General features: G+C 65.2%; 31 protein-coding genes. 25 read left to right on the forward strand and 6 right to left on the reverse strand.

Features of this window, described 5'->3' with window-relative positions; translation table 11 throughout:
- The first annotated feature begins 4 nt into the window (after positions 1-4).
- The 24 genes from K9B35_RS14235 to K9B35_RS14350 all read left to right on the forward strand — a co-directional run bounded on the left by K9B35_RS14235 (position 5) and on the right by K9B35_RS14350 (position 17,237).
- Complete coding sequence (locus K9B35_RS14235) at positions 5-232, forward strand: hypothetical protein (protein WP_224922564.1); 228 nt, start codon at positions 5-7, stop codon at positions 230-232.
- The gene (locus K9B35_RS14240) at positions 216-425 is read left to right on the forward strand and encodes a hypothetical protein (protein ID WP_224922566.1); all 210 of its coding nucleotides are present in this window, start codon (positions 216-218) and stop codon (positions 423-425) included. Before K9B35_RS14235 ends, K9B35_RS14240 begins: the two co-directional genes overlap by 17 nt.
- On the forward strand, positions 422-991 hold the full coding sequence (locus tag K9B35_RS14245) for a hypothetical protein (protein ID WP_224922567.1): 570 nt from the start codon (positions 422-424) through the stop codon (positions 989-991). The genes K9B35_RS14240 and K9B35_RS14245 overlap by 4 nt, the downstream gene beginning before the upstream one ends.
- Positions 988-1,566: a hypothetical protein gene (locus tag K9B35_RS14250; protein ID WP_224922568.1), complete on the forward strand. Its 579-nt coding sequence runs from the start codon at positions 988-990 to the stop codon at positions 1,564-1,566. Before K9B35_RS14245 ends, K9B35_RS14250 begins: the two co-directional genes overlap by 4 nt.
- On the forward strand, positions 1,566-2,069 hold the full coding sequence (locus tag K9B35_RS14255; RefSeq protein ID WP_224922569.1) for a phage tail protein: 504 nt from the start codon (positions 1,566-1,568) through the stop codon (positions 2,067-2,069). The genes K9B35_RS14250 and K9B35_RS14255 overlap by 1 nt, the downstream gene beginning before the upstream one ends.
- The gene (locus K9B35_RS14260; protein WP_224922570.1) at positions 2,066-2,548 is read left to right on the forward strand and encodes a phage virion morphogenesis protein; all 483 of its coding nucleotides are present in this window, start codon (positions 2,066-2,068) and stop codon (positions 2,546-2,548) included. Before K9B35_RS14255 ends, K9B35_RS14260 begins: the two co-directional genes overlap by 4 nt.
- A 192-nt stretch (positions 2,549-2,740) precedes the next feature.
- A complete protein-coding gene (locus tag K9B35_RS14265) occupies positions 2,741-3,739 on the forward strand; it encodes a baseplate J/gp47 family protein (protein ID WP_224922571.1) in 999 nt (332 codons plus the stop codon).
- Entirely contained in the window at positions 3,732-4,382 is a 651-nt protein-coding gene (locus K9B35_RS14270) for a phage tail protein I (RefSeq protein ID WP_224922572.1), read from the forward strand. The genes K9B35_RS14265 and K9B35_RS14270 overlap by 8 nt, the downstream gene beginning before the upstream one ends.
- Positions 4,379-5,860 (forward strand): hypothetical protein, encoded by a 1,482-nt coding sequence (locus K9B35_RS14275; protein WP_224922573.1) that lies wholly within the window; start codon positions 4,379-4,381, stop codon positions 5,858-5,860. Before K9B35_RS14270 ends, K9B35_RS14275 begins: the two co-directional genes overlap by 4 nt.
- 10 nt (positions 5,861-5,870) lie before the next feature.
- Positions 5,871-6,338 (forward strand): hypothetical protein, encoded by a 468-nt coding sequence (locus K9B35_RS14280; RefSeq protein WP_224922574.1) that lies wholly within the window; start codon positions 5,871-5,873, stop codon positions 6,336-6,338.
- The gene (locus K9B35_RS14285) at positions 6,338-7,558 is read left to right on the forward strand and encodes a polysaccharide deacetylase family protein (protein ID WP_224922576.1); all 1,221 of its coding nucleotides are present in this window, start codon (positions 6,338-6,340) and stop codon (positions 7,556-7,558) included. Before K9B35_RS14280 ends, K9B35_RS14285 begins: the two co-directional genes overlap by 1 nt.
- A 9-nt stretch (positions 7,559-7,567) precedes the next feature.
- The gene (locus K9B35_RS14290) at positions 7,568-8,278 is read left to right on the forward strand and encodes a hypothetical protein (protein WP_224922579.1); all 711 of its coding nucleotides are present in this window, start codon (positions 7,568-7,570) and stop codon (positions 8,276-8,278) included.
- A gap of 60 nt (positions 8,279-8,338) precedes the next feature.
- The gene (locus K9B35_RS14295; RefSeq protein WP_224922580.1) at positions 8,339-9,127 is read left to right on the forward strand and encodes a DUF3800 domain-containing protein; all 789 of its coding nucleotides are present in this window, start codon (positions 8,339-8,341) and stop codon (positions 9,125-9,127) included.
- 248 nt (positions 9,128-9,375) lie between these two features.
- Entirely contained in the window at positions 9,376-9,864 is a 489-nt protein-coding gene (locus K9B35_RS14300) for a hypothetical protein (RefSeq protein ID WP_224922582.1), read from the forward strand.
- Positions 9,865-9,866: 2 nt separating this feature from the next.
- On the forward strand, positions 9,867-10,457 hold the full coding sequence (locus K9B35_RS14305) for a phage baseplate assembly protein V (protein ID WP_224922583.1): 591 nt from the start codon (positions 9,867-9,869) through the stop codon (positions 10,455-10,457).
- A 148-nt stretch (positions 10,458-10,605) separates the two neighbouring features.
- On the forward strand, positions 10,606-10,962 hold the full coding sequence (locus tag K9B35_RS14310) for a GPW/gp25 family protein (RefSeq protein ID WP_224922585.1): 357 nt from the start codon (positions 10,606-10,608) through the stop codon (positions 10,960-10,962).
- Positions 10,963-10,973: 11 nt separating this feature from the next.
- Entirely contained in the window at positions 10,974-12,116 is a 1,143-nt protein-coding gene (locus tag K9B35_RS14315) for a phage tail sheath subtilisin-like domain-containing protein (RefSeq protein ID WP_224922587.1), read from the forward strand.
- 53 nt (positions 12,117-12,169) lie between these two features.
- Complete coding sequence (locus K9B35_RS14320; protein ID WP_224922589.1) at positions 12,170-12,676, forward strand: phage major tail tube protein; 507 nt, start codon at positions 12,170-12,172, stop codon at positions 12,674-12,676.
- Between the two features lie 9 nt (positions 12,677-12,685).
- Positions 12,686-13,006: a phage tail assembly protein gene (locus tag K9B35_RS14325; protein WP_224922590.1), complete on the forward strand. Its 321-nt coding sequence runs from the start codon at positions 12,686-12,688 to the stop codon at positions 13,004-13,006.
- 17 nt (positions 13,007-13,023) lie between these two features.
- The gene (locus tag K9B35_RS14330) at positions 13,024-13,140 is read left to right on the forward strand and encodes a GpE family phage tail protein (protein ID WP_224922592.1); all 117 of its coding nucleotides are present in this window, start codon (positions 13,024-13,026) and stop codon (positions 13,138-13,140) included.
- Position 13,141: 1 nt separating this feature from the next.
- Positions 13,142-15,550: a phage tail tape measure protein gene (locus tag K9B35_RS14335; RefSeq protein WP_224922593.1), complete on the forward strand. Its 2,409-nt coding sequence runs from the start codon at positions 13,142-13,144 to the stop codon at positions 15,548-15,550.
- Entirely contained in the window at positions 15,550-15,927 is a 378-nt protein-coding gene (locus tag K9B35_RS14340) for a phage tail protein (RefSeq protein WP_224922595.1), read from the forward strand. The genes K9B35_RS14335 and K9B35_RS14340 overlap by 1 nt, the downstream gene beginning before the upstream one ends.
- Positions 15,928-15,937: 10 nt before the next feature.
- Complete coding sequence (locus K9B35_RS14345) at positions 15,938-16,240, forward strand: hypothetical protein (RefSeq protein ID WP_224922597.1); 303 nt, start codon at positions 15,938-15,940, stop codon at positions 16,238-16,240.
- On the forward strand, positions 16,227-17,237 hold the full coding sequence (locus tag K9B35_RS14350) for a contractile injection system protein, VgrG/Pvc8 family (protein ID WP_224922598.1): 1,011 nt from the start codon (positions 16,227-16,229) through the stop codon (positions 17,235-17,237). The genes K9B35_RS14345 and K9B35_RS14350 overlap by 14 nt, the downstream gene beginning before the upstream one ends.
- On the opposite strand, the gene K9B35_RS14355 is transcribed toward K9B35_RS14350, so the two are convergent.
- The 6 genes from K9B35_RS14355 to K9B35_RS14380 form a co-directional block, all read right to left on the reverse strand.
- Entirely contained in the window at positions 17,234-17,530 is a 297-nt protein-coding gene (locus tag K9B35_RS14355; protein ID WP_224922600.1) for a hypothetical protein, read from the reverse strand. The genes K9B35_RS14350 and K9B35_RS14355 overlap by 4 nt on opposite strands.
- On the reverse strand, positions 17,531-17,923 hold the full coding sequence (locus K9B35_RS14360) for a hypothetical protein (protein WP_224922602.1): 393 nt from the start codon (positions 17,921-17,923) through the stop codon (positions 17,531-17,533).
- Positions 17,916-18,176, reverse strand: coding sequence for a hypothetical protein (locus K9B35_RS14365; protein ID WP_224922603.1), 261 nt, complete (start codon positions 18,174-18,176; stop codon positions 17,916-17,918). The genes K9B35_RS14360 and K9B35_RS14365 overlap by 8 nt, the downstream gene beginning before the upstream one ends.
- A gap of 39 nt (positions 18,177-18,215) precedes the next feature.
- Complete coding sequence (locus tag K9B35_RS14370; RefSeq protein WP_224922896.1) at positions 18,216-18,554, reverse strand: excalibur calcium-binding domain-containing protein; 339 nt, start codon at positions 18,552-18,554, stop codon at positions 18,216-18,218.
- Positions 18,555-18,739: 185 nt separating this feature from the next.
- Positions 18,740-19,387 (reverse strand): zinc ribbon domain-containing protein, encoded by a 648-nt coding sequence (locus K9B35_RS14375; protein WP_224922605.1) that lies wholly within the window; start codon positions 19,385-19,387, stop codon positions 18,740-18,742.
- Positions 19,388-19,679: 292 nt separating this feature from the next.
- Positions 19,680-20,072, reverse strand: coding sequence for a helix-turn-helix domain-containing protein (locus tag K9B35_RS14380; protein WP_224922607.1), 393 nt, complete (start codon positions 20,070-20,072; stop codon positions 19,680-19,682).
- A gap of 66 nt (positions 20,073-20,138) precedes the next feature.
- On the opposite strand from K9B35_RS14380, the gene K9B35_RS14385 reads away from it, so the two are divergent.
- On the forward strand, positions 20,139-20,435 hold the full coding sequence (locus K9B35_RS14385) for a hypothetical protein (RefSeq protein WP_224922609.1): 297 nt from the start codon (positions 20,139-20,141) through the stop codon (positions 20,433-20,435).
- Positions 20,436-20,660 lie beyond the last annotated feature (225 nt).

The following is a 20,660-nucleotide window of genomic DNA, read 5'->3' on the forward strand; positions in this document are numbered from 1 at the left end:
TTCCATGGAACAAGGCCTCGTCCAGGCACTGATCGGAAGCGGCCCCATCGGCATCTTCGCGCTATATTTCTATCTCCAGACCAAAGCGGATCGCGACGCGCTGCGCCAGGAGCGCGCCGATCGTCTGATCTTCGACAAGGATCGGCTCGAAACCGACAAGAAAATCGCCGCCGCGCTGACGGTGCTGGCGTTCAAGATCACCGGAAGCATCCCCGATGACCGCGCTCTCTGAGCCCGGGCCCGATCTGGCGCGCGCCGCCGATCGCCTGATGGCCGCGTGCCTCAAAGCCGCGTGCATCCGCGTCGCGTCCGATGCGCCGTCGACCGCGGCGATCGACGGGCTCGACGCCGGCGTTTGCGCGCTCGCCCAAACCTATGACCGAGCGGCTGCACGCCCCCGCCGCACCAAGAGGAGCAAGCCATGAAGCCCGCGAGCCGCCCCAAGATGACCGAGACTGAAGTGATGGCGAAGGTCGCTGCGCTCGGCCTCACTGCGCGCGATCGGCTCTTCATCGTCGGTGTCCGCGGCTATTACCGCGACACGATGGGGAAGCCCGGCGCGAATGATCGCGGCATCTATGACGATGCCCTGTTCATCGTCGCGCCCGGCGTTCATTTCAGCGCCTGGAACGGCAATACCGACCCTTCGCGCGGTCGCCTCGGTTCGGGCACCGGTGCCGGCAAGGGCATGGCGGTGCTGAAGCCGGGCCTGTGGCGTGCGCACCGCTTCGGCCTGCACAAGGGCCAGTACCGCGCCCTGGTGCAGACCGGCGGCAAGGTGACGGTCACGCGGGATGGCACGCCGCCCTATGATGACACCGGCTTTTTCGGGATCAACATCCACCGCGGCGGCAACTCAACGACGTCGTCGGAGGGATGCCAGACCGTGCCGCCCGATCAGTGGGATGCGTTCATCGCCCAGGTCGACGCGCTCGCGAAGCGGCTCGGCGTGTCGAGCGCGACGATCCCCTACGCACTGGTGACGGCATGATTGGCGCGGCGAAAGCGGTGTGGGCGTTTCTCGGTTGGCGCGGAACCGGTGCGCTCATAGCGCTCGCGGCCGTCACAATCCTGAACTTTCAGCTCGCCGGTGCCCGACTCGAAACGGCGCGCGCGCGGGTCGAGCTCGCCGACGAACGCACCGCGCACCGCATCACGGTCGCCAACGTCCGCTTGGCGGCCGCGCAGGCCAAGATCGCGGACGCCGAGAATGCGAAGCGCGTCATCGCCGAACAGTCCCGCATCAACCAGGAGGTCTCTCGTGACTATCAAACGCGCCTTGCTGGCGTCCGCGCTCGTGCCGATGCTTTGCGCCTTCAGCTGCAGCGAGCGGCCCCAACCGATCCCAGCAGCGCCGCAGACCCGCGAATGCCCGCCGCCGGCACAGCCGCCGGCGGACCTGATGGTGCCGCCGCGCAAGACCGACTTCCTCTCGCCATCGGGCTGATGGATCTCGAGGACCGCCTGATCGCGACCGAGCAGGCGATGCAGCTCGAGGCGCTGCAGGCATGGGTGCGGGCGCAGGCCGCGATCGAGAACAACGGCCCTGCGCCGCCGGCGCGCTGATGCTCAAGCCCGACTCGATCCGTGCCGCCCTCACCGCCGCGCTGCCCGACTATGCGCGCGACCCTGATCGGCTTGTGGTCTTCGCTGAAAAGGGGCGCATCGCCACCCGCCCGACCGCGCCCGGCTCTCCGGTCGATCGAGGCTTCGAGTATCGTTACGATCTTCGGATCATACTGCTCGACTTCACCGGCCATCTGGACGCGGTCATTCTGCCCCTGCTCGACTGGCTCGCGACGCATCAACCCGATCAGCTTCAGACGCGCGCGAACGCCAACGAGGCCATCGCATTCGACGCCGAGTTCCTCGGCGGCACCTCTGCCGACCTCGAACTGACGCTGCGCCTGACCGAGGCGGTCGGTGTGGTTCGCAAGCCCGACGGCGGTATCGACTTCGTCCACCACGCGGAGCCGGGGCCGATCGACCCGGGCTATGACGGCAATCCGGTGCTGCTCGAGCTCATGGACCCCGCTGGCGTCATCCTGCCGTACCCGCCCGCGCAATGAGCGACGCCGGCGACTTCGCCGCGCTCGAGGCGGAGCTCGGCGCGATCATGGCTGCGGTTTCGCCTGATCGCCGCGCTGGTCTGGCCGTGCGCATGGGGCGAGCGCTGCGCCAGGCTCAGGCCCGCCGCATTGCCGAACAGAAGAACCCCGATGGGTCCCCGTTTGCTCCGCGCAAGCCCCGTGAGGGTGGTCGCGCCCGCCGTGGCGCGATTCGGCGCCGAGCCCAGGGCGGCCCGATGTTCCGCAAGCTGCGTCTCGTCCAATGGCTGCGCAATGAGGCCGGAACCGACGAAGTGGCCGTCGGCTTCGCTGGTGCGGCCGGCAGAATCGCCCGCATCCACCAGCTCGGCCTGCGTGACCGAGTCTCCGGCGAGCCGGGTGCTCCCGAGGTCACCTATGCGGCCCGCGTTCTCCTCGGCTTTCGCCAAGCGGATATCGACATGCTGCTTGGCATGGCGGCGGCGGAGATCGCTAGGTAGTAAGACGCCAGCGGGTTTGTACCAAAGGCTCCGGCTCCCACGCTCCCGAGAACGCTGGCCCACGACGGTGGGCCAGCATCACAACAAAGCGGGTTGGTGACGGCGGGAAAGAACGCACCCCTGCTGTTGTGTCTCCGCCCGGCACAACAGCACCCCGTGGCAAGGGCTATGCGCGGGCGGCGACATGGCCCCGTGTCCGACCCCGCCAACTCCTCGACCGCGATCGACCTGTCGCGTCTCCCGCCACCGAGCTTTGTCGCGGTGCCTTCGTTCGAATCGATTCGCGCGGAGCTGATCGAGTACGTCACGCGCCCCGAAAACCTTCCTGAGTTCGACGCGACCGTCGAGGCCGATCCTGCCGTTATGCTGCTCGAGACGATCGCCTGGCGCGAGCTGGTGATCCGCCAGGCATTCAATGAGCGCGCCTTGCAGACGATGCTCGCCTACGCCACAGGCGCGGATCTCGAGCAGCTGGGGGCACTGGTCAATGTCCCTCGTCTGATACTCCAGGAAGCGGACGGACCAACCCCGGCGATATACGAAAGCGACGCGGATCTGCGCCGCCGCATCCAGCTCGCGCCCGAGAGCTTCAGCGTCGCTGGTCCCGCGACCGCCTATCGCTTCCACGCCCTGTCGGCCGATGCGACGATCGCTGACGCGCTCGCCACGTCACCGACCCCCGACGACATCCTGTCGATCGTGCTCAGCGTCCTCGCAGCGCATGACGCAGCGCCCGAACTCGTAACGGCAATGACGACTACGCTAGGCGCCGCCGACTGGCCCGGGGACGTCCTTGTCAGCATTCTCTCCCGCCTGGGCGACGGCACCGCTTCCGCCGACCAAATCGAAGCGGTCGAGGCGATCGTCAATGATCGCGAGGTGCGGCCCCTGACCGACAATGTCCGGGTGGCGTCGGTCACGCTGCTGACCTTCAACGTCCTTGCCGTGTTGACCTTGTTCCATGGTCCGGATGCGGTGGTCGTGCTCGCGGCGGCCGAGGCACGGCTGGCCGCTTATCTCGCCGATGCACGCAAGATCGGGCGACCCGTCACCCGCTCGGGGATCATCGCCGCCCTCCACGTCGAAGGCGTGCTCAACGTTGCCCTGGTCGAGCCCGCTACCGACATTTTGCCTGACGGGACCCAGATCGCCCATTGCACCGGCACCGATGTGACGTTGGCCGATGACTGATCTTCTGCCACCGGCCAGCACTCCGCTCGAGCGAACCTTCGCCAATGCCGGCGCGCGGATCGGCGACATTCCCGTCGACGTGGCTACGCTCGTCAACCCCGCCACCTGTGCCATCAACGCGCTTCCCTGGTTGGGATGGATGCTTTCGGTCGATCGCTGGCAAGCCGATTGGGGTGACGATCAGAAGCGCGAAGCCGTCGCCGGGGCAATCGCAGCGCAGCGCATCAAGGGCACGCGCCTCGCGGTCGAGGAAGCGCTGCAGGCGCTCGACGACCTGCTGCAGCTGGTCGAGTGGTTCGAGGTTTCGCCCAACCTTCCCCGGCACACTTTCGAGGTGCGTCTGCCCCTGATCGATGCCGATGGCGTCGCTGGCGGCAAGCGCGCGTCAGCCGAGTTCGCGCGCCAAATCCTCATCGACGTGACCCGCGCCAAGCCGGTCCGCGCTCATTTCGCGCTGGTCCAGCAACTCGAGCTGATCGGCCTCCCTGCGCCGATCTCGGCGGGGCAGCCGGTCGCCTATGCCCGCCTCGACATGGCCGCGACCGACGCGAGCGAAACGCCATGGGCCGACCTTATCCAGACCGAGGACGGCGAACCGCTCGAGGATGACAGCGGCGAATTCATCGACGGGAGTGCCGTATGACGACACCGCTTCAACTCGTAATTACCGATGCCGGTCGCGCCGCCCTGGTCGATGCGGAGGGCGGCGGGTCGGCGGCTGTTGTGATCGCCGAGGCCGGCCTAACCGCGTCGGTGTTCGTGGCCGCGCCGACGCTCACCGCGCTGCCCGGTGAGTTCAAGCGGATCGACGCGATCGCGGGCACCGCTGCGGATCCCGATACGGTGCACCTGATCGTGCGCGATTCGAGCGACGATGAATATGTCGCGCGCGGGCTGGGCTTCTATCTTGCGGACGGGACGCTGTTCGCCGTCTTCAGCCAGGGCGACCCCTTCCTCGGCAAATATCCCGCCTCGCACTTCCTCACCGCGTTCGACCTCAAGTTCCTCGACGGTGAGGCCGATCTGATCGCGTTCGGGGACACCAACTTCCTCAACCCGCCCGCAACCGAGAGCGAGAAGGGCGTCGCCTATCTCGCCACGATTGCCGAGGCGCTGGCCGGAGCCGTCGCGGACAAGATCATCACGCCCGCGACGATGGCGGCGGTGCTTGCCAGCTATGTCGCGGCGGACCAGCTCGGTGTTGCAAACGGTGTCGCCACGCTCGGCCCTGATGGCAAACTGCTCGTGTCGCAGCGCCCGCCGATCGATCTGATCGACGTGTTCCCTGCGGCAAGCGAAGCCGCGATGCTCGCGCTCGCCGCCACAGTCGGGGACTTCGCTGTCCGAACCGACAACGGGCTAGTCTACGTCCTTCAGGCCGCGCCAGCGACCGTCCTCGCCAACTGGCTCGAGATCTCGACCCCGGCACCGGTGTCGAGCGTCAACGGCAAAGTCGGCACTGTGGTGCTCACCGCCGCCGATGTCGGCGCGGTGCCGACAACGCGCACGGTCTCCGGCGGGGGGCTGGTCACCGGCGGCGGGAGCCTCGCAGGGAACATCACGCTCACCGTGCCGAAGGCGTCACCGGTCGATGTTGCCACGGGCACCGACGATGCGAAGGCCGTCACCCCCTTAGCCATGGCGGCCGCGCTTGGCGGCAAGGTGCCGTCTGCGCGCAGCGTTACCGGCGGCGGGCTGGTGACCGGGGGAGGCGACTTCACGGCCGACCGCACCCTGACCGTGCTGCCATCTTCTACCGCAGAGATCCTGGCAGGCTTGGCCGGGGACAAGGCCGTGACGCCTGCCGCTCTGGGCGGGTTGGCAAAGAGCCTCACTCCAAACGGCTATGCGACCTTGCCGAACGGCATGATCATCCAGTGGATCGCGTACCGCGCGGTCATTCTCTACGAAATCGCGATTCCGATCAGCTGGCCGATCGTGTTCCCGAACGCCGCGTTGGTCGGCTCGGCCACGGCCTGGCTGGAAGCGCCCAGCATCTACCGGAACCTTCAGCCGCAGATCGTCTCGGCCGACCGATACGGCTGTCAGGTGATGCTGCAGCTCCACTTCGACCGCGACATCCGTGTCGACGGCTTCGACCTCATCATGATCGGACATTGAGGGAGGGCTTATGTTCTATTCCCCAGCCACCGGCGGCTTCTACGATCCCGCCATCCATCCCGAGCTGCCCGCCGACGCGGTGCGGATGTCTCGCGCGCGCTATGCTGAGCTGATCGAGGCGCGCAGCGCCGGCAAGCAGATCGTCGCCGATGCCAAAGGGCGACCCGTCATCAAGGCGACGCGGCTTAGCCTGGAGCAGCTGCGCGATCGCGCGGTCAACTCGATCAAGGGCGAGGCTCGCCGCCGGATCCTCGATGTCGCCAGCCTCGAGCGCCAGGCCAACGACAGCGCCGATATCGCGATCGAGGCGTTCGCCGGGGCAGCGACCGATATCGGCGGCGCGCTCGATCGACGCGCCCGCATCAACGCGATCCGCACCGCCTCCAACGCGATCGAGGCGATCGTCGCTCGCATGCCGGCGTCGAACCTCGCCGCCTTCGATCCTTCCTCGCATCCCCTCTGGCCGGAAAACTCCTGATGGCGAAGATCTCCGAACTGCCCGAACTTCCTGAACCTACCGGCGCTGAGACCGTCCTGGTGCTCGCTGACGGGGAGGCGAAGCGCGTCCCACTTGATCGCGTGGTCGAGGCAGCGACGGCGCCGCTTACTGCAGCGGTATCGCAAACCCCCTCGGCAGAACCTGATTTCGATCCGCATGCAATAGCGCGCTTTCTTGATCCATCCGGCGCTGTCGCGGCGAGGCTGCTGGCGTCGGGTATCTTCGAAACGCGCGGCTTCAGCGCGGTTGATGCAGATGGTGTGGCTGCAGTGCTTACCGCAATCAGCGGCGCGATCGCGATGGATAGGCTGAATGTCGCTGGGTTCGCTTTGGAGCAGGCCGACGATCCAGGCTACGCATTCGTCGTTACCGATGAAAATGGTGGCGTGCTGTTTGAAGTCTCCGAAGTGCCGAGTATCCCCGGCGACGTCGAACTCGATGCACAAATGCGAATAGTAAATGCATCCAAGGTTCGCTTCACTTCGCGACGGCAGGCAGTCATTATGCTGGTTGTCGATGACCTGAATCCAACTGATGCTGACGTCCTGGACATGCTGGACGAGCGAGGTCTCAAGGTTGGCTTTGCTTTAAACACGGCCAACGTGAGCTCCGACACTATTGCCCTGTACAAGCGCGCCTATGCGCGCGGCCACTCGATCCTGTCGCATTCGACCGACGCGACGGCGATGAGCAGCGGGGCAACAGATATCGCGGTCATCGAGTCGAAGATGGCGGACAGCAAGGCAGTGCTGGAGAGCTACGGCTTCAAGGTGTCGGGCTGGGTGACCCCCAGCAGCGAGCTGCACGCAAGCTATTTTGACCCGCTTCGGAAACACTATGGCTACGCGTTTACCTATACCAACGCGCTTGGTTGGGATCAGACCGTCGATCCGACCCGCCTTGCGCGCAAGGGCATCGAGTCGCTGCTCAATGCCGACCCAGGTATCCATGGCGGGCACAATGTCGCCGCCGTAACCGGCGATATGGATGCGGTAGCAGCCGCGAAATATCTCCGCGGCTATTACATTCACGGTGTCCCATCCGCCTATTACACGAACCCTGACCTGACACCTCGCCCCTCCACGGCCGAGTTTGAGCAGATCCTCGATCACTTGGCCTGGCTTCAGCAGACCGGCGCGGCTCTTGTCCTCGCCCCGGATGAGGCGATGGCCGTCTATTACCACACCCTCAACTTCTAGGAGCCGACCATGACCCTCAACCTTAAGGCTGTCGGTGTCACCGCCACCAATCCGATCCGCTATATCAAGCGGGTGAACCCTCCCGTTCCGTTGGCTTCCTTCCTGTTCCTGTCGGATTCGCTCGAGCATGCGGTCAGAAACGTGGTCACCGGCGGCGAGGATGCAACCGTGGTGGGCGCACCTTCGGTCGATGTCGCGGCGACCTTCACCGATGGGAATTACATCGACACAGGCATTCAGGAGAGCGCTGACATGACCCTGATTGGCGTCGTCCAGCGGAATAACGCCCAAGTCATGTTTATGGGAAGTGATCTGAACGGCGATGCAAATTTCATCCGCCTTTATACCAACGGCTCCTCACCCCGTAAGCCGGTCTTCAGTTCGAAATGGTCGGCGAGCGCGGGCGTTGCCGTATCTGCTGACGCGGGCTGGCCGGTTAGTCCGCTTGAATACGAGGTTGTGTTCGGAATTGTGAACACTTCGACTGGCAAGAACATACTCTACATCCCGCGTATCGGAGAGCTCATCGAGGCGGCATGCACCGGGTCGCGCACCCCGTCTGATCGCAGCATCATTCTCGGGCCCGGCCCCAGCCCTCAGTCGATATACTCAGGTGACACCGTGCGCTTTAAAGCTGCTGGCGTGGCACAGTCGGCCCTGACGGTCGAACAGTGTGACACTCTCTATGAGTGGATCAGGAAGCGCGTTCCGGGGGTCTGACATGATCCTCTGGTAGCAGGGTATGGCAGCTCGGTTCGGGGTTCGCTAGGAAGCAAGCCCATGGGGTTGATCTGCTACCTTGACGACAGCGACAATGACAAGGGACCCGTAATTGTCCTCGGCGGCTACGTGACACTTGCAGAGCGTTGGCGCGCCTTCGAGGAGGAGGCGGACAGATACATGAAATCATGGGGTATCGAGGTGCTCCATACGAAGGATTTTCAGTACCGGAAGGGGGTGCACAGGGGCTGGCCGGATGCGAAGCGCACAGCGTTCATCGAGGGCCTGTTCTGGATCGCTGGCCGGTATGGGATGTTGGGGATCTACGCGTCGGCAAACAAACTCGACGCAAGCGCCCTCCTGAAGCAGACGCCAGGGCTTCAGAATATGTCACCCATCGGATTGTGCTTTGGGTCGATTATCACCGGGATCATTTTAAAGCGCCGCCCTATCCCCGCCGCACTTCCGCTCACATTTATTGTCGAAGATGGCCACCGCAACAATGGGAACATCGCCAATTACTTTGACTGGTTTAGGAGGAATAGCGAGGATGCAGCGAAGGATTTAGGTTCACTCAAATTTGTCCGTAAGGATGACTCGCGAGCGATCCAACTCGCAGATTTTCTGGCGTTTTACGGTCGCAAATCTGCAGAAGAGGCCGATCGCGCGGGCTACCCTCCAAAGTGGCCCACGAATCCAACTCTCACTCAAATTCGACGCCACGTTCCTCATCAATATGAACGAATCTTTGGGACGCGCTTTTCCCCGCTGTCGCCGGGAGAAAACCTCGTTGATGAAAGCGGACTGCTGAAGAGCATTTTCTTCAAGCCTGGGCGGCGCGGCATTTGAGCCTCTTGCCCGCGCACTTCGGCCGGTAACGCCACCCCCCTACCCCGCCGCGCTCTCCAAAGCCGCGCGCGCGGCCGCCCCCCGGGGCATGCTCGCACAGGAAGGTGCTGACCCGAGCCGCTGATCTCACCCCTTGTTGTGTCTCCGCCCCGCACAACAGCGGGCGGATGACGCGCCGCGCCCTCGCTCGCAACCATCTGCGCGCTCCCGGACAGCCGGGATGGTCATTCAGCCGAGGGAACGTCCCGATGTCCGATTTCCGCCGCCGCGTCCGCGCCGCCTTCACCCGTCTCGCGAACACCACACAGTATGCTGCCGGTGACTTGGTCGCCAACCATGCGACCGCAGGCAGCGTCGTGCCGCTCGAAATTTCCCCCGGCGCACGCTTTCCCGGCGGGGCTGGCACCATCACCGCGGTGTCGATCGACAAGTCGAGCGTCACGCTCACCGACGCCGAATTCAAGGTGCACCTGTTCGACCAGGCGCCCGGCGTCACCAATGGCGACAACGGCCCCTTTGCGATCACCAATGGCCGTGCAAAGGGTTATATCGGCTCGGTTGCCGTGGTCGTCGGCCAGGCACTCGGCGATGGTTCGCAGGGTCGCGCCAGCTGCGATATCATCTTCGACACCACCAAGCCGAACAGCAAGCTCTATGCCCTGATCGAGGCGACCGACACCTATACCCCGGCGTCGGCCGAGGAATTCGGCGTCACGCTCGAGCTCACCCGCGACTGAGCATGGGCGACGGCGAGGATCCGCACGGCCGCATCGGCGAGCTGCTCCGCATCGGCAAGGTCGAGGAAGTCGATCTTGCCGCCGGGCGCATCGTGGTTGCGGTCGGCGAGATCCGCACAAGCAAGATCCGCTGGCTCGAGCGCCGCGCCGGCGCGACGCGCACCTGGTCGCCGCCCAGTGTTGGCGAGCAACTGCTTCTACTCTGTCCCGAAGGTGACATCGAGGGCGCGATCGCGATTGGCGGCCTGACCCAGTCGGCTTTCCCGCTGCCCGGAACCTCGGCGCGCGAGCTGGTGGAATTTGAGGATGGATCGATCCTCGCCTTCGACCCTGAAAACTCGACCCTCGATATCACCCTCGCGGAAGGTTCCACCCTCAATGTCCAGGGCGGTTCGGTGACCGTCGTCGCAGCCGATGGCGTGTCGATCGAGGCGAACGTCTCGATCACGGGCGACGTCTCGATCGACGGCAAGCTCAGCGTCACCGGCGATGTTGAGGCCGATGGCGACGTCAAGGCTGGCGCGATCAGCCTCAAGACCCACAAGCACGCCGGCGTCCAGGCCGGCGCGGCCAAGACTGCGGTGCCGGAATGACCACCCCGCGCTTCCTCGGTGTCGACCAGCATGTCCGCGGCGCGAAGACCGGACGTGTCTTGATGGATCGCTCCCGCCGCCCCGATCGCACCAGCGAATCCAAGCCCCAGAGTTGCGGCAAGTCCGATCGGCCAGCGCGATGATCGGCATGGACCGCCACACTGGCAAACGCCTCGCCGGCCGCGATCATCTGCGCCAGCGGCTCTCGATCATCCTCAACACGCCGCTCGGCACCCGCGTGAACCGGCTCGATTTCGGCTCGATGCTGTTCGAGCTGATCGATCAGCCGATGAACGCGCTCGGCCGGCTTCGCCTGTTCGCCGCAACCGCGACCGCGATCGCGCGGTGGGAGCCGCTGTTTCGTCTGACCCGCGTCGCGCTCGCCTTCGCCGCCGACGGCAAGGCGCAGCTCGAGCTTGAGGGCGTCGACCTCGAATCCCCCGCGCCCAACGCGCTGGCCCGCCTCTCTGTCCCGCTCACCCTGCCCCTGCAGCCGGCAACCTGAAGGATCCTGCCATGCCCGTCCGCCACGGTATCTTCATCACCGAAACCGCCCAGGGCGCCCGCCCGATCGTCGAGGTCGCGACTGCGGTCGTCGGCCTGGTCGCCACCGGCCCCGACGCCGACGAGGATCTGTTCCCGCTCGACACGCCGGTGTTGATCGGCGACATCCGCGCCGCGATCGCGGTCGCCGGTGAGACCGGCACCCTGCCGGCAGCCCTCGCCGCAATCTACGACCAGTGCAGCCCGATCCTGATCGTCGTGCGCGTCGCGGAAACGGTGGATCCCGAGGATCAGGATGATGCGGTCATCGGCACGATCGCCGGCGGCGCCTATACCGGCATTCAGGCGCTGCTCGCGGCCGAAGGCGCGACCGGCGTCCGCCCGCGCATCCTGGGCGCCCCGGGTCTCGACACTGCCCCGGTGTTCGGCGCGCTCGGCATCGCGGCCCAGAAACTCAACGGCATGGCCTATGGCTATTGCACCGGCGCCACCAGCGTCAGCGAAGCGCTGGTCTATGCCGAGGACTTCGCGTTGCGCGAACAGATGCTGTTCTGGCCAGGTACCAGCGCCGAGAACGGCCCCGCCGATCTGATCGCCCGCGTGCTCGGCATGCGTGCGCGCATCGATGAGACGGTCGGCTGGCACAAGACGATCTCCAACGTCGTCGTCAACGGCATCACCGGCCTCGCCACGCCGGTCTTCTTCGACCTTCAGGACGCCTCGACCGACGCCGGGCTGCTCAACGACGGACCGATCACGACCGTCATCCGCAAGGACGGCTATCGCTTCTGGGGCAACCGCACCCGCTCGCCCGACCCGATGTACGCGTTCGAAAGCGCCGTGCGCACCAGTCAGGTGCTGCGCGACTCGATCGCCAATGGCCTGCTCTGGGCGGTTGATCAGCCTCTGACCGAGGGTCTGATCAAGGCGATGATCGAGACGATCAACGCCGACTTCGATGCGAAGATCGCGCAGGGTCGGTTGATCGGCGGCCGCGCACGTTACGACCGCGACCTGAACCCCGCCGTCAATCTCGCCGCCGGCAAGCTCGCGCTCATCTGGGACTTCACGCCCTGCGCCCCGATGGAGGAGCTCAACGGCACCCAGCAGATCACCGACATCTACTACGCCGATTTCGGCCGCAACCTGGGCTGATCCCCAGCGCACCGCCACGACCGCCCCCGCCTGCCTGACCCGAGGATACGACCATGCTCCCCTCCAAGCTCAAGAACTTCAACTACTTCGCCGGTGGTACCTCATTCATCCACCAGGTGCCTGAAATCACGTTGCCCAAGATCGTGGAGAAGACCGAAGGCTATCGCGGCGGCGGCATGAACGGTGAGCTCGACATCTCGCTCGGCCTCGAAAAGCTCGAGCTCGAGCTGACGGTCGGCGGCATCGCGGTCCCGATCATGCGCCAGATGGGCATGGTCGGCGTCGCCGGCGCGATCAGCCGCTTCGCGGGTGCCTATCAGGAGGAGAGCGCGGGCACCTGGCTCTCGGCCGAGGTGATCACCCGCGGTAAATGGATCGAGTTCGATCCGGGCAACGCCAAGCCGGGCGACGATACCGAGCACAAGTTCAAGCAGACCGCCGCCTATCTGCGCTGGGACGTCAACGGCTCGACCGAGATCGAGATCGACATCCTCAACAACATCTACCGCGTCGGCGGCGTCGATCGCCTCGCCGAGATGCGCGCGATCCTCGGCCAGTAAGGAGCAGTCATGGAAGCCGAAGCACCGGGTGCGCCCAAGTCGCCCAAGTTCAAGAAGCACACGCTGGACGAACCAATCCAGCGCGGCGACACCCAGATCACCGAGGTCACCGTGCGCAAGCCGACCCCGGGAGATTGTCGCGGCCTGACGCTCAACGCCGTCAGCAACGGCGACGTGACGGCGCTGACCAAGCTCCTCCCGCGCATCACGACGCCGGCGCTGACCGAGCAGGAGATCAGCAGCGGCCAGCTCGAGGTGCAGGATCTGACCGACCTGTGCGAGATCGTCGTCGATTTTTTGTTCACGAAGGCGCGGAAAGCGGGCTCGTAGACGATCTCGATGAGGTGATGGCGAACCTCGCCGAAATCTGGGGCTGGATGCCCGACCAGATGGACCGGATGGCGATCGGCGATCTGGTCCGCTGGCACAATTTGATGGTGGCGCGTCGCCCCAAGGATAAGTGACATGGCAATCGACCGCTCGCTCTCCCTGGTCATCAAGTTCGCTGCGCTCGATCGCCTGACGGGCAAGATGCGGACGATCGGCGGTTCGGCAAAGAAGACCGCCGCCGATATCGCCGAGACGCGCAGGGAGATCGATCGCCTGCAGAAGGCGCAGGCGAAGGTCGGTGCCTTTCGCGACATGGAGAATCGTTTCCGCGCGAGCGCGTCGGCGATCGAAGAGCAGCGCGCGAAGCTCGCCGGGCTGCGTGCCGAACACGGGAAAGCAGAAGGCAGCACCAAGCGCCTCACCAGTCGGATCGAGGCGGCCGAGCGCAAGGAAGCGCGGCTGATCGCCCAGCACGAAAAGCACGGTATCGAGCTGCAGGGCCTGTCCCGTGACCTCGATCGCGCCGGCGTCGACGTCGCCGAGCTGGCGCGCCACGAGGAGCGTCTGGGCAACGAGCTGCACGACACCAACAAGCGGCTCCAGCAGCAGCGCCAGGAGCTTGAGAAGCGCGGTCGCGTCCAGGCCCGCGCGGAGAAGGTGCAGGCGGTCGGCGGCAAGATCCAGGGCATGGGCATGGCAGCCGGGATCGCGGGCACGGCTATCACTGTGCCGCTCGGCTTTGCCGTGCGCGAGGCGATCGACTTCGAATCTGCCATGTCCGACGTGCGCAAGGTCGTTGACGGGATGGAGGATCCGCGCGCGTTCAAATCGATGGGCCGCGATATCCTTCAACTGTCGCGCGAGCTGCCCATCGCGGCGGAAGGGCTCGCCCAGATCGTCGCCGCGGGCGGTCAGGCCGGCCTTGCCGGCAACGAGCTGCTGCCCTTCGCGCGCAACGCCGCGCAGATGGGCGTCGCATTCGACATCGACCCCGATAAGGCCGGCGAGACGATGGCGAAGTGGCGCACCGCCTTCCGCCTCGGGCAGCGCGAGGTGGTGCAGCTCGCCGACAAGGTGAACTGGCTCAGCGACAAGACCGCCGCCGCCCCGGATCAGATCTCGGCGATCGTGACCCGCGTCGGCCCATTGGGGGAAGTCGCGGGCCTCGCCGCCGGCGAGATTGCGGCGATGGGCGCGACGCTCGCCTCGATGGGCGTGCAGGAGGAGATTGCCGCCACCGGCATCAAGAATACGATGCTCGCGCTGACAAAGGGCGAGGCAGCGACGAAGTCGCAGAAGAAGGCGTTCGGACTGCTGGGCCTCGAGTCTACGGCTGTCGCTAAATCGATGCAGCGCGACGCCACCGGCACGATCATGACGGTGATGCAGAAGATCGCGGCGCTGCCCGACTATCAGCGCGCCAGTATCCTCGATCAGCTGTTTGGCAGCGAATCTATCTCGGCGATCGCGCCGCTGCTGACCCAACTCCCGACGCTCGCGACCAACCTCGAGATGGTAGGGGACCGCGGCGGATGGGCTGGGTCGATGATGCGCGAGTTCGACTCGCGATCGGCCACCAGTGCCGCCCGGCTCGCGAAGTTCAACAACCGCGTGAACGCCCTCAAGATCGGCATCGGCGAGCGCTTGCTTCCGGTGATCGAGAAGGGCGCGGAGCTGTTCGGCCGCTGGGCCGATCGCGCCAGCGCGTGGATGGATGCGAACCCGAAGCTCGCCAGCGGGTTGCTTACGCTGGTGGGCGCGATCGGCGCGTTCCTCGTGGTCGCCGGCGGACTCGGCCTCGTCGTCGGCCCGATCGTCACCGGCATCGGATGGCTGATGAAGCTGGGCGGCGTACTCAGCTTCATCCTGTCGCCGCTACGCCTGGTTGCGCAGGCTGCCCTATGGGGCATTGGCGCGATCGCGGCCTTTGTCGGCCTGCCCGCGTGGATCGTCGGCGCGATCGCGATCGCCCTGATCGCTGCCGGGGTGCTGATCTGGAACAACTGGGAGAAGATCAAAGGCTGGTTTGTCGAGGGCGCGCGCTTCCTCACCAATCTTCGCATGCAGTTTCTCAAGATCGGCGCGCAGCTGATGATGGGCCTGATCACCGGCATTTCATCGAAGCTCTCCGCTCTACGCGACAAGATCGTCGGACTCGGCAAGCAGGCGGTCGGCTGGTTCAAGGGCGTGCTGGGGATCAAGTCGCCGAGCCGGGTCTTCATGGGCCTCGGCGGATACATGACCCAAGGCTTGACCATGGGGCTCGAACGCGGCGCAGACGAGCCGATCGCGCGCATGCGCCGCCTCGCGGGTCAGGTTACCGCGGCGCTCGCGATCGGCTCCGCTGGCATGACGCCGGCGGCCGCTGCGCCACCCGGGGGCGGCGGCGGCGGGCGACCGGCGATCATCCAACATCTGGCGATCAGCATCACGATCCATGCGCAGCCGGGGGAGGACACCGAAGAGCTCGCAGAAAAGGTCGCGGCCGTCATCGAGCGCAAATCACGCGCTGCGGCCGCCTCCGACTATGGGGACAACGACTGATGCAGCTGCTCGCCCTCGGCCTGTTCGTGTTCGAGCGGGAGACGATGCTCCCCGACGAGCTGACCTCGCGCGCCAACTGGGAGCACGCGGCGGCCGAGCGTATCGGTGCGCGCCCCGCCTATCAGTTCACCGGGCCCGGTCCGGAGGACGTCTCGATCCCCGGTCGGCTCGTGCCTGAGCTCGGCGCCCGCGATTCCGCGCTGAAGACGCTGAGCGAGATGGCCGACGCGGGCGAGGATTACCCACTGGTCGATGGTGCGGGCGAAGTGCTCGGCACCTATCGCATCACCGCGATCGACAAGACGCGCCGTCACCTGATGGACAACGGTCAGGCGCGGATGACCGATTTCGCGATCCAGCTCGTGCGCACGGGCTAGGGAGGTACTAGTGACACTTCATCCTGCGACCGATGACATCATTGAATTCTTGAACCAGCTTCTTGCGCTCGACCCGGGATTCACCGCCGCCCTGGTCGACACGCGCCTTCCGTGTAACTCGGGAGTCGTGGACCATCCCACAATACAGGCCGGGATTGTCGATGATGTCGCAGTCTGCGGCATCCTTGGGCTGCTGAACGGCTTCGCGGGTCGCTATGAAGATGGACCTCGGGCTGGTTGGGGGCCGATCTGCGCTCAATATGACGGCGGCAAGTTGATCGGGTTCGGGCGGGTGCCGAATGGCGACGAGTAGTGCCCTGATCCCCGATTACCGACTGACCGTCGACGGCAAGGACATCACGCCTACCGTCGCGGCCCGCCTGATTTCATTGCGCCTCGAGGAGAAGCGCGACGGCTCGGCCGATCAGCTCGACCTCGTCCTCAATGACACCGACGGAAAGCTCGCGATCCCGAAGGAAGGGGCCGTCATCACTGTCCAACTCGGGTGGAAGCAGGGCACCGGCGTTGCGCCCGGGTTGATCGACAAGGGTCGCTTCAAGGTCGATGAGGCAAGCCACTCCGGCCCGCCAGATCAGGTCACTGTCCGCGCCCGCTCCGCCGATCTGACCGGCGACTACCGCGTGCGGCGCGAGCGCAGCTGGACCGATACGACGCTCGGCGATGTCCTGGGCGAGCTCGCCGGCGCAAACGGGCTGCAGCTGTCGATCGATCCCGATCTGCGCGGCGTCCAGATCCCGGCGCTCGCCAGCCATGAAAAGAGCGACATGGCCTTGGTGCGCGAACTCGGCCGCCGATACGATGCGGTCGCGACGGTGAAGGCAGGCAAGCTGATCTTCAACGCCAAGGGTAAGGGGCAGACTCCCGGCGGGCAGTCAATTCCCGACACCGTCATCGGCCGTGGCGCCGGCGATCGCCACGATTATCGGCGGCTCGAACGCTCGAAATATGGCGGCGCCGAGGCGCGGTGGCACGACAGCGACGTCGGCGGCCGCAAGACCGTCAGCGCCGGATCCGGCCAGGGGAAGAAAAAGCGGCTGCGCCGCGTCTATGCGAGCGAGAGTGCGGCGCTGGAAGCCGCGTCAGCCGAGGCGCGCCGCGTCGCCCGCGGCGCGGCCGAGCTCGAACTGAACCTCGCGATCGGCAACGCTGCCCTCTATCCCGATCGCCCCTGCACCGTCAGCGGCTTCAAAGACGAGATAGATGCCCACAAATGGCTAATCAGTGAGGTCAGCCACGAGCTCACCAAAAAAGGCTTCCGGACGAAGCTGAAGCTGGAGACGCGGGGTTAGGCTACCGCCAGCTTGTACGTGAACCAGCACAGGAGGCCGACACCGACGATATCGAGCAGCCACCCCAGGAATTTGGGACTTCTGGTTCTGATGGTCACTTCGTAACCCGGGACGAACCCTTGGCGGAGAGGGTGGTTGATGGTCTCTCCCATCCCGATCGCCGTCAGCCCCGCACACAGGCCCGCATAGAGCGGCTTATCGGCGGCGATCGACGCGACGAGGAGCACGACGCTGACCGCCAGCCAGACGAGATACCATCGATCGGCGTCGATGCCGTTGAGAGGGTTGCTCACTCAGCGCTCCGCTTGGCGAGGCGCTCGCTCAGCTTTGGACTGTTCGCGTAGCTCAAGCACCGCGTCGAGCTTCGCGGAGATTTTGGTCTGCTCGACTTGCATAGCGTGTAGGGTCGCCATCCGCGCATCGTCCTTTTGGTCGATGTAGAAATATAGGCCGCCGACCATCGCGGCCAAAGCGACGACCGACGCTACGCCAATACGCAGCATGGCGCGGATATCGCCGTGCAGCCTGGCGAGCTGGGTCTCGACGCTTGCCTTCCAATCATCCGTCATCCCGCCTGATGTGCCCCCTCCTCCGCCGCCTTTCAATCCGGCGTCTTCATATTCGCGCACCTTGGCCCGTAACTCGCTCAGTTCTGCCCATATCGGCTGATTGCGCGTGTCAACCATCGAGCGGCTCCCTTGCGACGGCCAATCTTCCCATCAGCCTTTGGTAGTTGGTGAGTCGAGAGATCACCTCGTCGAGCTTTTCGGTTAGCTGCGGCTTGTTTTCTGCGGCATTGGCAACGAGCGCATGCGCAATAGTCGCGCTGAGGTTCGATAGGCTGTTCGTGAGCAAGAGCGCCTCGCGGACCGTTAGAGGTCGATCGAGCGCTATTTCGTCGACTTCAAAGTAAAACCGGTCGGGTTCGTCATCACTCACGGCAATCTCCAACGAAAATAGCTTGGCTTTTCCTGTAGCTCACTCGCAGGCGACCCCATCGCCGTCCCGGTCAAGTTTTCGACTATAGCCCGACTGGCCCCGGCGGATAGGCGCTGCACCGGCGGCGCGCACAGCGCTGCAATTCGCATAGTAACTCGCTCCGCTCGATCGCTGAGCGCGGCGCGCGCCGGCGCGCGGCGCCGGGTCTGCCGCCCTCCGCGGGCGGGTCGTCGGTTGAGTCACTACAACCTTTGGCCTTTCGACCGGTATGGGCACCGCCAGCGCAACAGGCGCGGCAGCCCGGGCGGGAGGCGCCGCCTCCTCCGTCTCTTCGGCAAAAGACCGTCGGATCGGCTCGGGGAACGCTTCGCGCCGCATCTCCTGGATCCGCTGCGCGAGCGTCTTTGCGGAGCAGAGCGGTGCACTGCGAAGACCCGCCGTGCTCACCACCGCCACGCCGCTCCTGATCTGCGCACCGATCGCCTGCTCTATTTCAGCATCAGTCAAACAGGGGAGCTGAAAGGCGAGGGCGGTGGCGGTGATCGCGATGGCACCGATCGCGGTCACAAGGCTTGCCGACAGAAGTTTCGAGCCCCGTCGGCGTAGCTTGTGCAGAACTGCGCGACAGCTGGATCCGCCACCCGAGCGATGTAGATTTCATCTGCTAGATTGAGAATGTCGAACCAGGTCAAATTGTCATAGTTCGCGCGCCTCAGGTCGCTCACAGAAAAGCGCATCTGAAAATATTTGCTTGTGTCCTCTTCCCCCAAACGACCGAGCGTCGGGCCGCGAACGACCACCTGCACATACTTGGTTTCAGCCGTCGGGCCGGGCATCCCCGACTTGAGCGCCTTCCCCAGCTTTTCGACCGCTTCGCCTGCGCGCTCGACAGGCAAGTCGCCCGTCGCGCCAAGATCCATGTCGATATTGAGGTTCGGCCCCATGTACGTCGCCGCCTTGATGAGCGGATCGACCTCCTGGGGAGTTTTGGGTGGAGGCGATTCTCCGCCACTGCACATTGCTACGGCAAGGCCCGCAAGGATTACCAGCACTAGGCAGCCGATTCCGCCCTGCCACAGTTCCCTGCGCTTGGCTGCTTTGCCGGCTGCAATCTCGCCATCACTCATCACGTGACCGCAGTGCTTGCAGATCCTGGCGTCGATCTTGATCGCCTCCGCACATTGCGGGCACTTACGCTCGTCCGGCTTCATCCCGTCCCCCTCCTGATCTCCGGCCCTGCCCCATTGTCGCCGGCATAAAGCTGACCGGTGTCCATCTGCGCCGCTCGGGCGCAGACTTACTGCTCGCCATCGATCTCGCCACTTGGACCAGCGCGATCTGCTCGGCGCGGTCTAGCCGGTCGAAATACTCGCGCAATTCCAGCTCCAGATATTTCAACGCCCATACCGGCGCCGTCGCTCCGACCCCATTCGCCCCCCCCGTTTCGGAGGAACGTGCCGCAAGGGTCGGTTATTCGGAGTAAATCTTGGAGCGGTCGAACTTTCAGCTCTCGCTCTCCCCGTGATAGCTGCCCGTGGTCGCATGGACCCGGTTGGACGGCGCAGGGTGCCCGCGCATCGATCGCGCGATCGTCAGCAGCGCCATGCGTTCGCCAGGCACCAGACTGCGAAAGCAGTCCAGAAGCTCTGCCTCATCGGCGGCGATCTGGTCGCTGGCGCGCGTGCCGGTAATGATGAAGCCGACATCGATGCCCTGCTGCAGTAACGAGAGCAGATAGCTGGCATCGCACGGGCGCCGGCCCGCCTCGTAGGTGGCCTGGGAATTCCGGGTCACGCCGCCGATCAGTCCGAAAGCCTCCTGATTCACGCCCAACCGCTCCCGCTCAGAGCGAAGGCGCGCGCCGACATCGGACAAACTGACAACGTCCGTGCTCATAGATCCCTTGACGTGACAACGTGCGTGTGCAATCACGCCCGAAATAGACGGTAATTAGGGCATAGCATGGAATCGGCCTCTGCCAAGATCGGGATCACAAAGCGCGGTCGCCCTAGGGCGCAGCGCCCCGATCCCGCGCGGTTGAGTGCCGCCCGCGCCCGACTCGACAGCGAGGGCAAGACCTTTGCGGACTGGGCTCGGGAAAATGGCTTCGCGGTCGACACCGTGCAGAAGGTGTTGAGCGGAACTCGCCCGTGCACGACCGGCGCGCAGCACGAAGTCGCGGTGGCGTTGGGCATCAAGGATCCGCCGCTGCCGCGCAAAAATCTCGCAAGCGACGGCCTCGAGGGGGCATGCCGATGACCGGCTTGCCGTCCAGTGGCTCGACTGCAGCTGCTCTGCGCTCACCTACCTTTCCCCCCTTCGGTCCCCGGCGAGCGGACCGGAACGCCGCGCTGTTGCTTCCCGGTCGCCGCGCGGTGCCCCTTGCTCGCCATGTACTGCGTAACAAGGCGGGCGCCGATCGTCTCTTGCGGTCGGCGTCCGCTTTTGCAGCCTCCTTTCCCTGGCCTGCGCGCTTCGCAACAC

Source organism: Sphingomonas sp. R647 (genome assembly GCF_020177055.1).
Lineage (GTDB): Bacteria > Pseudomonadota > Alphaproteobacteria > Sphingomonadales > Sphingomonadaceae > Sphingomonas.